General features: G+C 70.6%; 10 protein-coding genes and 1 CRISPR repeat array (1 of these 11 cut by a window edge). Of the genes, 9 read left to right on the forward strand and 1 reads right to left on the reverse strand.

Annotated features, from left to right (window positions below; all coding sequences use genetic code 11):
- The first annotated feature begins 92 nt into the window (after positions 1-92).
- The 8 genes from EER30_RS12810 to EER30_RS12845 all read left to right on the forward strand — a co-directional run bounded on the left by EER30_RS12810 (position 93) and on the right by EER30_RS12845 (position 8654).
- Positions 93-2162: an alpha-galactosidase gene (locus EER30_RS12810; protein WP_127500612.1), complete on the forward strand. Its 2070-nt coding sequence runs from the start codon at positions 93-95 to the stop codon at positions 2160-2162.
- Complete coding sequence (locus tag EER30_RS12815) at positions 2159-3418, forward strand: ABC transporter substrate-binding protein (RefSeq protein ID WP_127500613.1); 1260 nt, start codon at positions 2159-2161, stop codon at positions 3416-3418. Before EER30_RS12810 ends, EER30_RS12815 begins: the two co-directional genes overlap by 4 nt.
- 2 nt (positions 3419-3420) lie before the next feature.
- Positions 3421-4308 carry a carbohydrate ABC transporter permease gene (locus EER30_RS12820; RefSeq protein WP_127500614.1) on the forward strand — a complete coding sequence of 296 codons (888 nt, stop codon included), beginning with the start codon at positions 3421-3423 and terminating at the stop codon, positions 4306-4308.
- A 38-nt stretch (positions 4309-4346) separates the two neighbouring features.
- On the forward strand, positions 4347-5156 hold the full coding sequence (locus EER30_RS12825) for a carbohydrate ABC transporter permease (protein ID WP_127500731.1): 810 nt from the start codon (positions 4347-4349) through the stop codon (positions 5154-5156).
- Positions 5157-5187: 31 nt separating this feature from the next.
- A complete protein-coding gene (locus tag EER30_RS12830) occupies positions 5188-6141 on the forward strand; it encodes an acetylxylan esterase (RefSeq protein WP_127500615.1) in 954 nt (317 codons plus the stop codon).
- A gap of 246 nt (positions 6142-6387) precedes the next feature.
- On the forward strand, positions 6388-6981 hold the full coding sequence (locus tag EER30_RS12835; protein ID WP_127500616.1) for a GyrI-like domain-containing protein: 594 nt from the start codon (positions 6388-6390) through the stop codon (positions 6979-6981).
- A gap of 7 nt (positions 6982-6988) precedes the next feature.
- Positions 6989-8071, forward strand: a complete 1083-nt coding sequence (locus tag EER30_RS12840; protein WP_127500617.1) for a hypothetical protein — start codon at positions 6989-6991, stop codon at positions 8069-8071.
- 181 nt (positions 8072-8252) lie between these two features.
- Positions 8253-8654 (forward strand): hypothetical protein, encoded by a 402-nt coding sequence (locus EER30_RS12845; RefSeq protein WP_127500618.1) that lies wholly within the window; start codon positions 8253-8255, stop codon positions 8652-8654.
- A 111-nt stretch (positions 8655-8765) separates the two neighbouring features.
- Here EER30_RS12845 and EER30_RS12850 read toward each other — a convergent pair whose 3' ends face one another.
- Positions 8766-11003, reverse strand: coding sequence for an ATP-binding protein (locus EER30_RS12850; RefSeq protein ID WP_164842304.1), 2238 nt, complete (start codon positions 11001-11003; stop codon positions 8766-8768).
- A gap of 100 nt (positions 11004-11103) precedes the next feature.
- Here EER30_RS12850 and EER30_RS12855 point away from each other — a divergent pair, with 100 nt between their 5' ends.
- On the forward strand, positions 11104-12882 hold the full coding sequence (locus EER30_RS12855) for an MDR family MFS transporter (RefSeq protein WP_127500620.1): 1779 nt from the start codon (positions 11104-11106) through the stop codon (positions 12880-12882).
- Positions 12883-13906: 1024 nt separating this feature from the next.
- Positions 13907-16340: direct repeats of the CRISPR family, unit length 28 nt; unit sequence GGACCATCCCCGCGTGCGCGGGGAGCAG (it continues 1377 nt past the right edge of the window).

Here is a 16340-nt window from a genome sequence, read left to right on the forward strand (position 1 = left end):
TCGTCAAGTATTGATTTTCGCGGATGATCGCTCCTACGCTCACCGGCACGTCATCGCCCCGACATCGGCGTGTAACAGCGAGGACCCCACGAATGCCAGTCGTCTTCGCCCCCGAGCACCACCTTTGGCTGCTCAGCGGGCCATCCACCAGCTACGCCCTCCGTCTCGACGGCGGCGGCGTGCGCCACGTGCACTGGGGAGCGCCGCTCACCCTCGAGGCCGCGACAGCGTTGTCCGAGCCCGTTCCCGACCCGGCCGCCAGCAGCTTCGAGCAGGGAACGGGTGAGGCCGAGCTGCGGGTCGAGGGCGGCGCCCAGTTCGGCCCGTCCTCGCTGCTGGTGCGCTTCGCCGACGGCACCAGCGCGATCGAATGGGTCTACGAAGGACACAAGATCGACGGCGAGCACCTGAGCGTGCGCCTGGCCGACCGGCACTACCCGCTCGCCGTCACCCTGCACTACCGGCTCGCCGGAGACGTCCTCGAACGCTGGACCGACGTCACCAACCGGGGGAGCGAGCCGATCACCCTCCTGCGCTGCGACTCCGCCGCGTGGACCCTGCCGGCCCGCGCCGAGCACCGGCTCAGCCACCTGGTCGGCGCGTGGGTCAGCGAGTCGCGGCTGCGCCGGGCTCCGCTGCCGGTGGCCGAGACCGTGCTGACCAGCCGCCGTGGCGTGACCAGCCACCACGCGAGCCCCTGGCTGGCCCTCGACGACGGCACGGCCGGCGAGGACCACGGCGAGGTGTTCAGCGCCGCGCTGGCGTGGAGCGGGAGCTGGCGGATCACGCTGCACCGCGACCCCGGCGGCCGCACGGGCTTCACCGGCGGCTTCGGCCACGAGGGACTGACCTGGACCCTCGGCGCGGGCGAGACCCTGTCGACGCCCGTGTTCGCGGGGACGTGGTCGAGCGAGGGCTTCGGCGGCGTCTCGCGCGTCTGGCACTCGTACGTGCGCCTGAGGGTCTTGACCCACCCGGACGAGGACCGCCCGGTGCTCTACAACTCGTGGGAGGCCACCGGGTTCGACGTCGAGGAGGCCGGGCAGATGGCCCTGGCCGCGCGGGCCGCCGACCTCGGGGTCGAACTGTTCGTGATGGACGACGGCTGGTTCGGCGCCCGCACCGGCGAGCACGCGGGCCTCGGCGACTGGACGCCCAACCCGAAACGGTTCCCGGACGGGCTGCGCCCGCTCGCGGCCGAGGTGCGCCGGCTCGGCATGCGATTCGGGCTGTGGATCGAACCCGAGAGCGTCAACGCCGACAGCGACCTCTACCGCGAACACCCCGACTGGGTGGTGCACCAGCCGAACCGCCGCCGCACCGAGCTGCGCAGCCAGATGGTGCTCGACCTGGCCCGGCCCGAGGTCGCCGCGTGGACGCACGCCTGGCTCGACAAGCTCGTCGGGGATCTCGACCTCGACTACCTGAAGTGGGACTTCAACCGGGCCCTGACCGAAGCCGCCCCCGACTCGGTGTTCCTCGACCACACGCGGGCCGTCTACGGCATCATGGACCGGCTGCGCGCCGACCACCCCGGGCTGCGCATCGAGGCCTGCGCCGGCGGCGGCGGGCGGGCCGACCTGGGCATCCTGCGCCGCACCGACCAGATCTGGCCCAGCGACAACACCGACCCGGTCGACCGGCTCGGCATCCAGCACGGCTTCAGCCAGCTGTTCCCGGCCCAGGTCATGAGCGCCTGGGTGACCGACAACCCGAACGTCACCACCGCGCGCTCGACGCCGTTGCGGTTCCGCTTCCATATGGCGATGGCCGGGGCGCTCGGCCTCGGCGGTGACCTCACCACCTGGACACCCGATGAGCTGACCGAGGCGGCCGCCCTGGTCGCCGCGTACAAGGACGTGCGGCCCGTCATCCAGCACGGCGACGCTCACCGGCTCACCGGCGCGGGCACGCTCACCGGCGTCCACTACGTCTGGGCCGACGAGCACGTGGTCCTCGCCTGGTGCCCGTCGCGCGCCTACGGCCACGACCCGGGTCCGCTGCGGCTGACCGCGGTGAAGCCCGGCGTCCTCTACCGAGACCTCGATTCCGGAACCACCTACCCCGGGGAGGTCCTGCTCGGCCGGGGCCTGCCCCTCACCCTCCCGTCCGGTGACCATGCCAGCGCGCTGGTCCGGCTTTCCCCCGTGGAGCAGTCATGACGCAGTCCCGCCGTACCGTCCTCAAGGGCGCCGCCGCTCTCGGCGCGATCCCGATCCTCGCCGCCTGCACCGGCGGCGACCCGGCTTCCTCATCCGACGGCAAGGCCACTTCGCTCGGCTCCGGCCTCGCCGACGCGGTGCCGAAGTCGGGCATCCAGGCCATGGTCGACGGCTTCCAGACCAGCAGCGGCGACACCGTACGCCTCAATGTCATGCCGCGCGACCAGCTCGTCAACAACATCAGCACCTACCTGCAGGCCAACCCGGAAGACGTCATCACCTGGTTCGCCGGCTACCGCATGCGGTTCTACGCCGACAAGGGCCTGCTCGCCCCGATCGACGACGTGTGGGAGAAGATCGGCGCGAACTTCGGCACCGGCCTGGCCGCGGCCTCGTCGCACGAGGGCAAGAAATACCTCGTGCCGAACTACAACTACCCGTGGGTCGTCTTCTACCGCAAGAGCGTCTTCCAGCAGCACGGCTACCAGGTGCCGAAGACCTTCGACGCGCTCGTCGCCCTGTGCGCCCAGATGAAGAAGGACGGGCTCAGCCCGATCGCGTTCGGCGGCAAGGACGGCTGGCCCGCGATGGGCACGTTCGACTACCTGAACATGCGCACCAACGGCTACCAGTTCCACGTCGACCTGTGCGCCCACAAGGAATCGTGGGACTCGCCGAAGGTCAAGGCGGTCTTCGACAACTGGAAGGCGCTGCTGCCCTACCAGGACACCGCCGCCCTCGGCCAGAGCTGGCAGCAGGCGGCGAAGAACCTGGCCAACAAGAAGAGCGGCCTGTACGTCATCGGCACCTTCCTGCTGCAGGAGATCACCGACAAATCCGTCGTCGACGACCTCGACTTCTTCCCGTTCCCCGAGATCGCCGTCGAGGGCACCGAAGCCGTCGAGGCCCCGATCGACGGATTCGTGATGTCCAAGCGGGCCGAGAAGAACAAGGCGGCCAAGGACTTCCTCGCCTACCTGGGCACCCCCGCCGCCCAGGATGCGTACGCGGCCAAGGACCCCTCGAATCTGCAGACCGCCGCCGGTGCGAACACGTCGAGCTTCTCGCCGATCCAGAAGAAGGCGGCCGAGCTCATCGCCGCGTCGAAGAACGTCAGCCAGTTCTTCGACCGTGACGCGCTGCCGGCCATGGCCAGCAACGTGATGATCCCGGCACTGCAGGGCTTCGTGAAGGACGGCACCATCGACACGCGCGGTCTCGAAGCTCAGGCCAAGACGCTGTACGCCTCGGCGTAGTCATGTCCAAGCTCCGCCTGTCCCGTTCCGACCGGGTCGTGCTCGCCGTCATGGTGGGTGTGCCGACCCTCGTCCAGGCCGTGCTGGTCTGGATCCCCACGCTGCTCTCGATCGGGCTGTCCTTCACCCGCTGGAACGGTCTCGCCGTCTCCGACATCGAACCGGCCGGGCTCAGCAACTACCGGTTCGCCGTCGAGGACTACCCGCCGTTCTGGCCGGCCGTCGCCCACAACGTGATCTGGCTGGCCTTCCTCGCGCTGATCGCCACCCCGCTCGGGGTGGCGCTCGCCGTCGTGCTCGACCAGAACATCCGCGGCAGCCGCATCTACCAGAGCATCTTCTTCACCCCGGTGATGCTCTCGCTCGTGCTGGTCGGCATCATCTGGCAGCTCGTCTACGCCCGCGACGACGGCCTGCTCAACAACGTGCTCGGCACGGCCGGCACCCCCGGCGCGGTCGACTGGTTCGGCGACCCCGACGTGAACCTGTGGGCCGCGCTGGTCGCGACGGCCTGGCGGCACGCGGGCTACATCATGGTGCTCTACCTGGCCGGGCTCAAGGGCCTCGACCCGACCCTGCGCGAGGCCGCGGCGATCGACGGCGCCAACGGCCGGCAGACCCTGTTCCGCGTGGTCTTCCCGGCGATGAAACAGATCAACGTGCTGGTCGTGGTCATCACGTTCATCGAGGCGCTGCGCGCGTTCGACATCGCGTACGTCATCAACCGCGGCACGAACGGCCTGGAGCTGCTGAGCATCCTCGTCATCCAGAACCTCGTCGGCGAGGGGCAGGTCATCGGCGTGGGCTCGGCGCTGGCCGTGCTGCTGCTGGTGGTCTCGCTCGTGCCGATCGTCATCTACCTCGTGCGTACGTTCCGGAGGGCCTCTTGAGACGGCCACGTTATGGGACCCATCTGTTCCTGCTTTTCATGGCCGCCCTGTGGCTCGCGCCGCTGCTGTGGACCCTGTACACGGCGCTGCGACCCAAGGCCGTGACCGACAAGTACGGATATTGGAGTCTGCGCGGCCCGCTGAACCTCGACAACTTCAGCACCGCATGGACCCAGGGCCAGCTCCCCACGTACTTCGTGAACTCGATCTACATCACGGTCCCGGCGGTGCTGCTGACCCTGGCGCTCGCGGCCATGATGGCGTTCGCGGTCAGCCGCTTCACCTGGAAGTTCAACATCACGCTGCTGATCCTGTTCACGGCGGGCAACATGCTGCCGCCGCAGGTGCTCGCCGCGCCGCTGTTCGAAATGTTCAAACACACCCCACTGCCCTATTCACTGAGTACGTCGGGGTCGCTGCTGGACACGTACTACGCGGTGATCGCGGTCGAGGTCGCCTTCCAGCTCGGATTCTGCACATTCGTACTGTCGAACTACATGAAGACGCTGCCCGTCGAACTCACCGAGGCGGCGCTCGTGGACGGGGCCGGGGTGTGGCGGCAGTTCCGCCAGATCATCCTGCCGCTCACCCGGCCCGCCCTCGCCGCCCTCGGCACCCTGCAGGTCATCTGGCTCTACAACGACTTCTTCTGGCCGCTGCTGTTCCTGCAGACCGGCGACCGGCTGCCCATCACCACCGGCGTCAACGCGCTGCAGGGCCAGTTCATCCAGAACTACAACCTGATCGCCGCGGGCGCCACCATCACCGTCATCCCCGCGCTTATCGTCTACCTCGCGCTGCAGCGGCACTTCGTGGCCGGACTGACGCTCGGCGCCAACAAGGGATAGCCGTCCCTCCGAAGAATTGCGAGACCGTTCGATGGCACAGTTCGACCTTCCCGTCTCCTCCCTGCAGTCTTACGCTCCGGACGTCCAACGGCCCGACGACTTCGACGCCTTCTGGCAGGGCACGCTCGACGACGCCGCCGGCTACGACCTGGCCCCGAGCTTCGAGCCGGTCGACGTACTGCTCCCCGGCGTCAACGTCTACGACGTGCGCTGGTCCGGCTACGGCGGCTCGCGCGTCGCCGGCTGGTTCCTCACCCCGGCCCACAGCACCGGCCCCCGGCCCACCATCATCCAGTTCATCGGGTACGGCGGAGGGCGCGGACGCCCCCACGAGTGGCTGCTCTACCCCGCGGCCGGCTACAACGTGCTGGTCATGGACTCGCGCGGCCAGGGCGACGGCGACACCCCCGACCTGCCCGGCGTCGGCCCGCAGCACGTCGGCCTGCTCACCCGCGGCGTGCTCGACCCGCACGACTACTACTACCGCCGCCTGTTCACCGACGCCGTACGCGCCGTCGACGCGGCCCTGACCCGGCCCGAGACCGACCCGGCCGCCGTGGTCGTGGCCGGCGCGTCCCAGGGCGGCGCGATCGCCCAGGCCGTGGCGGGTCTGCGCCCGGGGCTGCGCGGCGCCATCATCGACGTGCCGTTCCTGACGTACTTCCGGCGCGCCACCGAGATCACCGACGCCCGGCCGTACCGCGAGCTGTCCGACATGTTCGCCGTCAACCGCGACCGCATCGAGCAGGCGTTCACCACCCTGTCGTACTTCGACGGAGTCCACTTCGCGGCCCGTGCCACCGCACCGGCGCTCTACGCGGTCGGGCTGATGGACGACATCTGCCCGCCGTCGACGGTGTACGCCGCCTACAACCGCTACGGCGGCCCGAAGGAGATCCGCGTGTGGCCCTACAACGGCCACGAGGGCGGCGCGACGATCCAGCAGGTCGAGAACCTGCGCTGGCTGCACACCCTGCTCGGCTGACCCGGTGCCGGCCGGGGCCGGGCCGCTCCCGACCCACCCCGGCCGGTCAGGCGGCCGTCTCACCCCAGTCGCTGAAGTCTTTCCAAGCCATGCCCGTATTGTGCACTTGTCACCCAACGGGTTCTTGCCCGCAGTGGCGCGAAAGGCGCGCTGCGGCCTTTCGTGGCAGGTGGTCGCGAGGGGCGGCGAGGGCGACCGCACCTGCGGTTGAGGACTGTCACGTCGCGTACGTCTGGAGTTTTCGTCGTGGAAAAAGTCGACTTCAAGCGTGCGATCGCCGCCTACCGGGCCAGGGCGGGAGCGTTCGCCGTCGTGGACGTGCCCGAGCTGCGATATCTCATGATCGACGGGCACGGGGACCCCAATGCGGGTGGGTTCGCCGAGGCCACCGCGGCGTTGTACCCGCTGGCCTATCGGTTGAAGTTCGCCAGCAAGAAGACGTTGGGGCGCGACTATGTCGTGATGCCGCTCGAAGGGCTGTGGTGGGCCGAGGACATGCAGACGTTCACGGCGGCGCGGGACAAAACACGCTGGGACTGGACCCTCATGATCATGGTGCCCGACTGGATCGACGCCGGTCTTTTCGAAGATGTCCGCTCGGAGGTCGACGGACATCCCGCGGTTCGCCTGGAGACGCTGGCCGAAGGGCGATGTGTGCAGACGTTGCACATCGGCTCGTACGACGACGAAGGACCGGTTCTCGCCCGCATGCACGAGGAATTCATCGCCGCGCAAGGGCTGCGGATGGTCGGCAAGCACCACGAGATCTACCTCAGTGATGCCCGCAGGACGGCGCCCGAGAAGTTGCGGACGATTCTGCGGCAGCCGGTTGCGGCATGATGTCGGCGTGATCGAGGAGCTGGACGAAGTCAATTGGGCCGCACTGAGCCACGCCTACGGTTCGGCCGACGACGTGCCCGAGATGATTCGCGGACTGCTCGGCGACGAACGCGACGAGGCCTTGGAGGCGCTGTTCTCGAGCATCGCGCATCAGGGAACCCGATATTCGGCGAGTGCCCCGGCCGTGCCGTTCCTGCTGACGCTGGCGGCCGACCCGGCGACCCCGTTCCCGGGTGAGATCGTCGTGCTGCTGCAGTCGCTGGCCACGGGCGGCGACAACCACGACTGGCGGCGCTTCCCGATCGACGCGCTGAGGGCGGCCGGGCCGTCGTCCGCGTTGTCGGCCTACGACGCGGTCGCCGTTGGGCTACCCCGGCTGATCCCGCTGCTCGACGACGCCGACGCCGAGATCGCCGTACCCGTCGCGCAGCTTCTCGCCGCTTTCCCCGAGCACGCCGACCTTCTCGTGCCCGCACTGGCCTCCGTCGCCGCCTCCGACGACGCGCCGATCGCACTCACCACGACGGCGCTGCTGGCCCTGAGCGCCGTTGCGCCGGTCGGCACGTCGACGGTCAGCGAACTGCTGGGCCGACGGCTCAGCGACGAGGACGAGAGCGTGCGGTGGGCCGCGGCGGTGGCCGCCGTCCGGCTACGCGACTCCCGTCTGCTGACGTCAGCGACCGGCGAGCTGCGGCGGTGGGCCACCCGCACGGCCGTCGCCGGCGATCCCTGGTACGGCGTCCGCGAAGAACTCGCCGTCGCCGAGCTGACCGAGGCCGACCCCGCGGGACACGACGATCGCATCCGGCCGATCCTGGCCCGGATGCTCGCCGAGACGCCCTCCTCGAACTGGCACAACCACCTGGTCGCGATCCTCGACCGGGCCGGGCTCCCCACGTCGGCGTGGGTCGACCGCGAACTGCTCCGGTGGGACTACCTCGGCCCCGCCCAGCGCGAGCTCGTCGAGCACCTCTGCGAGCGGCCCGACATCTTCGCCACCGACCGTGTTCTCGCGCCGCTGGTGTGGGCGGGATTGCCGGGCACGCTGGCCGAGCTGCGTGCCTTTGCGGGGCGTCACGCAGTGGGTTGAGCCGGCCCGGATGCGACGTGATCGGTGACCGACATCTTCATAGGAACGGACCGTATCAAATATCAAACCCGGACAGTCTTTGATAGCGAACCGCCGCCGCTACGAACACCCTCGTCGCACAACCGGCCTCAGCCCCGCGCCATGCACGGGCGCGCTGACCTGACCCGCTAGGTTTCGTGTCATGCCCGTGCCTGCCTTGATCCCCATCGTCTACGAACCGGACTACCGGACCGACCGAATCGGCCGTTACAACGATGGTCAGTTCTACGCCAACGGCTGGGACCACCACGCCTACGTGCACCTGTTCAGCCACGACGGGGTCCACCGCGAGTCCCGGGTGGTGCGGGTGCAGCATCGCGACGAGCTGATTCAGCAGGTTGACGAGCTGGTCAACGCTCTGCCGGGCCGCGTCTACGGGGACATCGCGATCCAGCTGTTCCGGACCGAGGCCGACGGCGTCCTGTTCGCCCTGATGGACGTATCTGGCGACCGGGCCGGCGACGGCGGTCACATCGAATGGGTAGAGCTCTACCCCGACCGCCTGGGCTTCGACGAACCCTGGGACGGCACCTACTCCACGTAGCTCGCGGCGCCTGCGGCACGTTTCTCAAGCGCGCGGGTCGACCGTGCGAAGCAAGTTCACCAGGTCGAGGGAGAAGACCTCGTCGACCCGGCGGCGAAGCCGGCGCGGACCTTACGGACCCAGGAGCGTTTCCGCTGCCCTGCCCCACGCCGGCAGACCCTTGCTCGCCGCCAGCGCGACGGCCGTACGGGCGGCTTGGTCGTCACCTCGCAGCTCGGCCAACGCGGTCCAGGCCGGGATCAGCGGCCACGCGGCGCCGACCCGCTCGGCGTCGGCGATGACCGCGCGCAGGTCGTGCTCGGCCTGGTCCGGCCGGTCGAGGCGGTGCCGCAGACGGCCCAGGTAGAGACGCGCGTCCAGCATGGTCAGCGGCATCCGGTCGGGCCGGGCCAGGAACCGCAGGATCCGCTCCTCGAGCCCGTCGAGACGACCCGCGGTCAGGTCGAGGGCGTGCTCGGTCAGCTCGGCCACCGGGCGGATCCGCTCGTACTCGGCCGACACCGGCAGCTCCAGCGCGGCTCGCAGCAGCGCTTCCGCCCGATCCGTACGGCCGGTGTGCAGCGCGCCCTGCGCCCAGTTGAGGCAGGCCCGCACGTGATCGCGCGGCGACGCGGCCAGGCGCGGACCGTTCAGCGCCGCCTGGATCGCCGGCCACGCTTCCGGGTCGTCGAGCTCCAGCCGCAGCGACAACTCGGCGATCTCGACCGCGAGCACCGCCGACGGGTCACCCGACAGGGCCGCGGCGGTGCGAGCCGCCGCGCAGTGCCGCAGGTGGTCGTCGGCGTGCCGGCCGAGCACGGTGTCCGGTGCGGCGAGAATGGCCAACGCCCGCGCCTGCCGGCCGTGGTGGGTCAGGAACGGCACGGCCCGCTCGATCTCCTCGTAGCCCGCGAGGGCCTCACCCTGCTGCCGCAGCATCCGCCCCAGGGCCAGGCCCAGCTCGCCGCGCGCCCCCGGCGGCAGCCCCCGATCGCCGAGAATGCCGCGCAGCACCGGGATCGCCTCGGCCTGGATCACCCCCTCGATCGCCGCCCGCCCCAGCTTGCCGGCCAGCCGGGCCCGCTGCCGCCGGGGCAGCTCCGCATGCTCCATGGTCGCCAGCAGGAACCGGGCCGCCGTGGCATCGTCACCACGCGCAGTGGCCAGGTCGGCCGCCGCCTCCGCGTTACGTACGTGATCGGCGGCGCTGCCCGCCAGCCGGTAGTGGTGGGCGAGCTGGGCGACCGGCCGCGGGAAGCTCTGCTCCAGCACCCGGGCCGTGCGCAGGTGCAGCATCCGCCGCGTGACCTCGGGCAACAGCTCGTAGACGACCTGCCGGGCGAGCGTGTGCCGGAACCGCGGACGACCCTCATGATGATGCAGCAGCCCCGCGTCGACCGCCTGCTCCAGCGCGGCGGCCACGACGTCGGCGGGCAGATCGAGCACGACAGCCAGCGTGCGGGCCTCAGCGACCGGCCCCAGCACCGCCGCCGCCCCGAGAATGTCGCGAGCCGCCTCGTCCAGCGGACCGAGCCGCCACAACAGCACGTCACGCAGCAGCGCCGGAACAGCCACGTCGCCCAGCACGTCCCCGAGAATGTCCGGCCGTTGCCGCAGCCGGTCGATCTCGTGCCGCTCGACCAGCGACCGCACCACCTCCTCAACCAGAAAAGGCACCCCGGCCGTACGGTCATAGAGCTGCTCGACGAACCGGCCGGGCAGGTCGTCACTCTTGAGCAACGTCGCCGCGAGCGCGCCCACCTCAGCCGGCGCGAGCGGCGGAAGGCGTACCTCGGTCGCCGGGACGGGCACCGATTCCCGCGCGGTCATCACCACGCACACCCCGGCCACCGGACGGGTGTGCAGGTGCGCGACCAGCTCGACCGTCGCCGGATCGGCCATCTGCAGGTCCTCGAGCGCGACCACGACCGGGGCGAGCGCCCCCAGCAGCGCGGCCATCGCCTGCAACAGCCGGGCCCGCTCGGCCTGCTGATCGTTCAACGGCGGCGGCACCGGCGGCAGCCGCGCGGCCAGCGACGGCAGATAGGTCGCCAGCACCCCCACCGCCGGATCGAGCCGTTTCGGCAGGTCAAGACCGACGACGCGGTCGGCGACCCGAAGCCCGTCCAGGATCGGGCCCAGCGGCAACGGCTCGCGCAGATCGTCGCAGTGCGCCACCACGACCAGGCCTTTCGCGTGCCCGAGAGCCTCGGCGACCAGGCGGGTCTTGCCCACCCCGGCCTCACCCGTCACCAGCACCGCCGACGGCGGCGCGGCCACCGCGGCACGCAGCACGGCAAGCTCCGCGTCCCGGCCGACGAACGACTCGGCGGTGGCGGCGTGCAGGGCGAAACTGGCCAACGCGAACATGGCGCAATCATCGTCGCGGCGTGTTTCGTGACAGGTGTCGCACGTGACCGTCGTCCCATGACTTGGATTCACCCGACCGCGGTGGGTAGACCCCCCAGCCATGAGCGCCGCCACCACCGCCGCCCCGTCCGGGCTCACCCACCGTCAGGTCCTCCAGGTCCTCGCAGGCCTGATGCTGGGCCTGTTCCTGGCCTCCCTCGACCAGACGATCGTCGCCTCCGCCATCCGCACCATCGGCGACGACCTGCACGGCCTCAGCGCCCAGGCCTGGGTCACCACCGCCTACCTGATCACCTCGACGATCTCGACGCCGCTCTACGGCAAGCTCTCCGACATCTACGGCCGCAAGAAGTTCTTCCTCGCCGCCATCGCGATCTTCGTCGTCGGCTCGGCCGCCAGCAGCTTCGCCGACTCGATGTACCAGCTCGCGGCGTTCCGCGCCTTCCAGGGCCTCGGCGCCGGCGGCCTCTTCTCGCTCGCGCTAGCGATCATCGGCGACATCGTGCCCCCACGCGAACGAGCCCGCTACCAGGGCTACTTCCTGGCCGTCTTCGGCACGTCCAGCGTCATCGGCCCGGTCATCGGCGGCTTCTTCGCCGGCGCCGACAGCATCCTGGGCATCACCGGCTGGCGCTGGGTCTTCCTCGTCAACGTCCCCATCGGCATCGTCGCCCTGATCGTCGTCGCCCGCGTCCTGCGCGTCGACCAGGTGCGCCGCAACCACCGCATCGACTGGTGGGGCGCGGCCTGGCTCTGCGTCGGCCTCGTGCCCCTGCTCATCGTCGCGGAGCAGGGTCGCGTCTGGGGCTGGGGCTCCCCGCGCGTGCTGGGCGCCTTGGCGTTGGGGATCATCGGCCTGATCCTCTTCGTCTGGGCCGAGCGACGCCTGGGGGAGGAGGCACTCATTCCGTTGCGCTTCTTCCGCAACCGTACGTTCAGCCTCACCGCGACCGGCGGCTTCATCGTCGGTCTGGCGATGTTCGGCGGGCTGGCGCTGCTGCCTCTGTACCTGCAGATCGTGCGCGGCGCGACCCCGACCGAATCAGGACTGCAGCTGCTGCCGCTGACGGCGGGTCTGATGGCCGGCTCGATCTTCGCCGGTCAGCTCATCAGTCGTACCGGGCGCTACAAGATCTTCCCGGTCCTCGGCGCCGCCCTGGCCGCGGTGGGCCTCTTCCTGATCCACATGGTCGGCGTCGACACACCCTTCTGGCGTACGGGCATCTTCATGGCGGTCCTGGGCCTCGGACTCGGCCTGATCCTGCAACCGATCACCCTGGCCGTTCAGAACGCCATGTCCCCCCGCGAGATCGGCGTCGCCACGTCCTCGGCCACGTTCTTCCGCCAGATGGGTGCGACCGCGGGCACCGCCCTGTTCCTGTCGCTGCTCTTCGCCACGGTCAGCGGCAACATCGCCAGCCAGCTCCGCAACGCCGGCCCCGCCTTCCAACAGGCCATCTCCAACCCGGCGATCGCCAACGACCCGGCCAACGCGCCGGTCATCGAGGCCCTGCGCACCGGCCAGATGGAAACCGCGGACCTCAACGACACTTCGTTCCTGGAGAAGCTGAATCCGATCCTGGCTCACCCCTTCAAAGCGGGCTTCTCCGATTCGATGGACATGATCTTCCTGATCGCCGCCGGCGTCATGGTCCTCGGTTTGATCATCTTCTTGTTCCTGCCCGAGGTGCCGCTGCGCACGAAAGCCGGCGCGGAAGCACTCGAGGAAGAGGAGCACGCCGCGCCCGGCGCTCAGGAGGCGCTGAAACAGGGCGTGGCCGCCGTCAGCCCCAACCCGGAAGCCGCCGTACCAGACGAACCCGCCCCGGCGTCAACCCCAAACACCGACGGCGCCGGCCGCCACCGCCGCGAACCATGAGGGCGGATAACCCGCTACCCGCTGCGCAGGGCATTCGCACGCGGCCGGGATGCGGAACAGCACGACGAATCACCTCGCGCGAGCGGGGCGCAGGAGAGAACCCTTCCTATCGAACCCCCGCATCTGCGGGGAGCAGGCTGAGCAAGCCCTGCTGCGTAAGGTGCAGGAGGGACCACCCCCCGCGTGCGCGGGGAGCAGCTCCGGGAAGGCGCTGACATGGTCGGCGTCCCAGAACCACCCCCCGCCTGCGCGGGAGCAAGAATTCGAGCGGATTCCGGCTCTGCGTAAGGAAAGACCACCCCCGCGTGCGCGGGGAGCAGGCCGGGGTGCTGGTCATGATCGGGATGACCATGGGACCACCCCCGCGTGCGCGGGGAAGCAGCAGTTGAGGTCGACGTTCGTGACGCCGGCGATCGGACCATTCCCGCGTGCGCGGGGAGCAGAGACTGCTCCGCGCGCTCCACGAGGCTCTCCCGGGACCATCCCCGCGTGCGCGGGGAGCAGCTCCCCGGCACCACGGGCACGGCGGGGCGCAGCGGACCATCGCCGCGTGCGCGGGGAGTAGCTGCCGCCGTGAATGCGCAGTGCCCACCGCGTCGGACCATCCCCGCGTGCGCGGGGAGCAGGGCGTGGTTCCGCATCGCGCGGCGCTGGTCGACGGACCATCCCCGCGTGCGCGGGGAGCAGACCCGCGGCGACACCGGACCAATCCGGCGCTGCGGACCATCCCCGCGTGCGCGGGGAGCAGGGCACCCTGTTCCTCAAGCTGCGGTACGTCGCCGGACCATCCCCGCATGCGCGGGGAGCAGGAACGCGAAGGGTGTGATGTCCGCGAGGGAGCCGGACCATCCCCGCGTGCGCGGGGAGCAGGTCTTTTGCTGCTCGGCCGCGGTCCGCGGCAACGGACCATCCCCGCGTGCGCGGGGAGCAGAACGCTGATCGGCTGTCCGACCGATCCCATTAGGGACCATCCCCGCGTGCGCGGGAGCAGAACTTGCGGGTGATGGCTGCGGCCTTGCCGCCCGGACCATCCCCGCGTGCGCGGGGAGCAGATCAACTCGGTCTACAACGCCAACCGCAACATCGGACCATCCCCGCGCGCGCGGGGAGCAGCCTGACCTGATCACCGGCCACGTGTGGCGTGGGGGACCATCCCCGCGTGCGCGGGGAGCAGGACGATGGCCTTGCGGATGCGTGCGAGCACGGAGGACCATCCCCGCGTGCGCGGGGAGCAGGGTACGCCGCGTTGAGGTCGAACATCACGACCGGGACCATCCCCGCGTGCGCGGGGAGCAGAGGAGGCGCTCGGCTTCGCCGGTGACGGACTGGGGACCATCCCCGCGTGCGCGGGGAGCAGCCAGACGAGTGATGCCTTCATAGTGGGGCCTCCGGACCATCCCCGCGTGCGCGGGGAGCAGACCGGCTTCGACCCGCCGGACTCGTGGGTGACCGGACCATCCCCGCGTGCGCGGGGAGCAGCGGCATACCCGGCAGACCTTCGGGAGGCGCTGCGGACCATCCCCGCGTGCGCGGGGAGCAGCGCCGGTCAGCCACTTTTCGACAGTGGACATGGGGACCATCCCCGCGTGCGCGGGGAGCAGATGACGAGGTCGTTCAGGACCATCGCCATGCCGGGACCATCCCCGCGTGCGCGGGGAGCAGTCACCGGTCGAAGCCTGGCGCGTGGAGCACACGGGACCATCCCCGCGTGCGCGGGGAGCAGTCACCGGTCGAAGCCTGGCGCGTGGAGCACACGGGACCATCCCCGCGTGCACGGGGAGCAGGCTCCGCCGCCCCGGCACCAGCAGCACCGTCATGGATCATCCCCGCGTGCGCGGGGAGCAGTTTCCGAGGCATACCGGACCGACTTCGAATGCAGGACCATCCCCGCGTGCGCCGGGAGCAGCCCAGCAGCTCACCTCCAGCACCGGTTTCCCGAGGACCATCCCCGCGTGCGCGGGGAGCAGCACTCGACGCCGCAGGTGCCGGGACCCTCGCCCGGACCATCCCCGCGTGCGCGGGGAGCAGGAGATCGGCCTGTACGTCGGTCTCCGGTGGGCGGGACCATCCCCGCGTGCGCGGGGAGCAGCCCGAGCCGGTCAGGTCGCCGTACGAGGTCGAGGGACCATCCCCGCGTGCGCGGGGAGCAGCTCAGTGGCGCCGAAGACGTTGATGCGGGTCACGGACCATCCCCGCGTGCGCGGGGAGCAGTTCAGCGCCCGGTTGAGCTGGCCACCGAGCTGCGGACCATCCCCGCGTGCGCGGGGAGCAGCTCACTTCGTGGACGATGCCCCAGCCCAGTTCGGGACCATCCCCGCGTGCGCGGGGAGCAGGCCCGCTCCCCAACAAGTCGGCCTCGACTCCGTGGACCATCCCCGCGTGCGCGGGGAGCAGACGGGCGTCTTCCCGTTCCCGTTCACGCGCGACGGACCATCCCCGCGTGCGCGGGGAGCAGACGGCGTCACCGGTGTAGACCACCGTCACCTCTGGACCATCCCCGCGTGCGCGGGGAGCAGCGCCAGACTCGGCAATGGCGATTGCCGTAGCGGGGACCATCCCCGCGTGCGCGGGGAGCAGTACTACGAGGATCGTGAGGCCTCGGTCGCGGCCGGACCATCCCCGCGTGCGCGGGGAGCAGGTCGTAGCCGCCGGCGGTGGAGGTCATGGTTCCGGACCATCCCCGCGTGCGCGGGGAGCAGACCGGGCCGGTCGCCGCTCGCAGGCCCGGCACCGGACCATCCCCGCGTGCGCGGGGAGCAGTTTGACCGTAGCCCCACCGGTGTAGGTGACCGCGGACCATCCCCGCGTGCGCGGGGAGCAGTGCGTGGCAGAACCGCTCTTCTCCGAGGACCAGGGACCATCCCCGCGTGCGCGGGGAGCAGGTTGAGGTGCGGCCGGTGCACGGCGATCCATGCGGACCATCCCCGCGTGCGCGGGGAGCAGGATCGTCACCTTTCCACCCGGCGGCGGAGGCGAAGGACCATCCCCGCGTGCGCGGGGAGCAGAGCTCGTCGTCGCTGACCGGCCGAGGCACCGATGGACCATCCCCGCGTGCGCGGGGAGCAGGGTGCCTGCATCGTCACCGTCCACTCCAACTAAGGACCATCCCCGCGTGCGCGGGGAGCAGGAACTCGCGTTCACGAGCGAGAGCGACGGCACGGGACCATCCCCGCGTGCGCGGGGAGCAGGAGGCGTGCGCGCTCGGGGCGAACGCGGTCGGCGGACCATCCCCGCGTGCGCGGGGAGCAGCCGCAAGAGGCGCAGCTCATCGAGGCGCGCAAGGGACCATCCCCGCGTGCGCGGGGAGCAGGAGCCGTCAGCGCCACGCATCGCGGCCTGAACCGGACCATCCCCGCGTGCGCGGGGAGCAGCCCACCTTGGGCTCCCAATTCCAATCGGCCCGGGGACCATCCCCGCGTGCGCGGGGAGCAGACCGCAACCGCAGGCGTCGTACGCGC

It is taken from the genome of Actinoplanes solisilvae, assembly GCF_003999975.1.
Lineage (GTDB): Bacteria > Actinomycetota > Actinomycetes > Mycobacteriales > Micromonosporaceae > Actinoplanes > Actinoplanes solisilvae.

Coding starts and splice junctions, on each gene's coding strand:
- EER30_RS12845 (WP_127500618.1), top strand. CDS start 8,253: ATGCCCGTGCCTGCCTTGATCCCCATCGTCTACGAACCGGACTACCGG.
- EER30_RS12820 (WP_127500614.1), top strand. CDS start 3,421: ATGTCCAAGCTCCGCCTGTCCCGTTCCGACCGGGTCGTGCTCGCCGTC.
- EER30_RS12855 (WP_127500620.1), top strand. CDS start 11,104: ATGAGCGCCGCCACCACCGCCGCCCCGTCCGGGCTCACCCACCGTCAG.
- EER30_RS12825 (WP_127500731.1), top strand. CDS start 4,347: ATGGCCGCCCTGTGGCTCGCGCCGCTGCTGTGGACCCTGTACACGGCG.
- EER30_RS12810 (WP_127500612.1), top strand. CDS start 93: ATGCCAGTCGTCTTCGCCCCCGAGCACCACCTTTGGCTGCTCAGCGGG.
- EER30_RS12815 (WP_127500613.1), top strand. CDS start 2,159: ATGACGCAGTCCCGCCGTACCGTCCTCAAGGGCGCCGCCGCTCTCGGC.
- EER30_RS12850 (WP_164842304.1), bottom strand. CDS start 11,003: ATGTTCGCGTTGGCCAGTTTCGCCCTGCACGCCGCCACCGCCGAGTCG.
- EER30_RS12830 (WP_127500615.1), top strand. CDS start 5,188: ATGGCACAGTTCGACCTTCCCGTCTCCTCCCTGCAGTCTTACGCTCCG.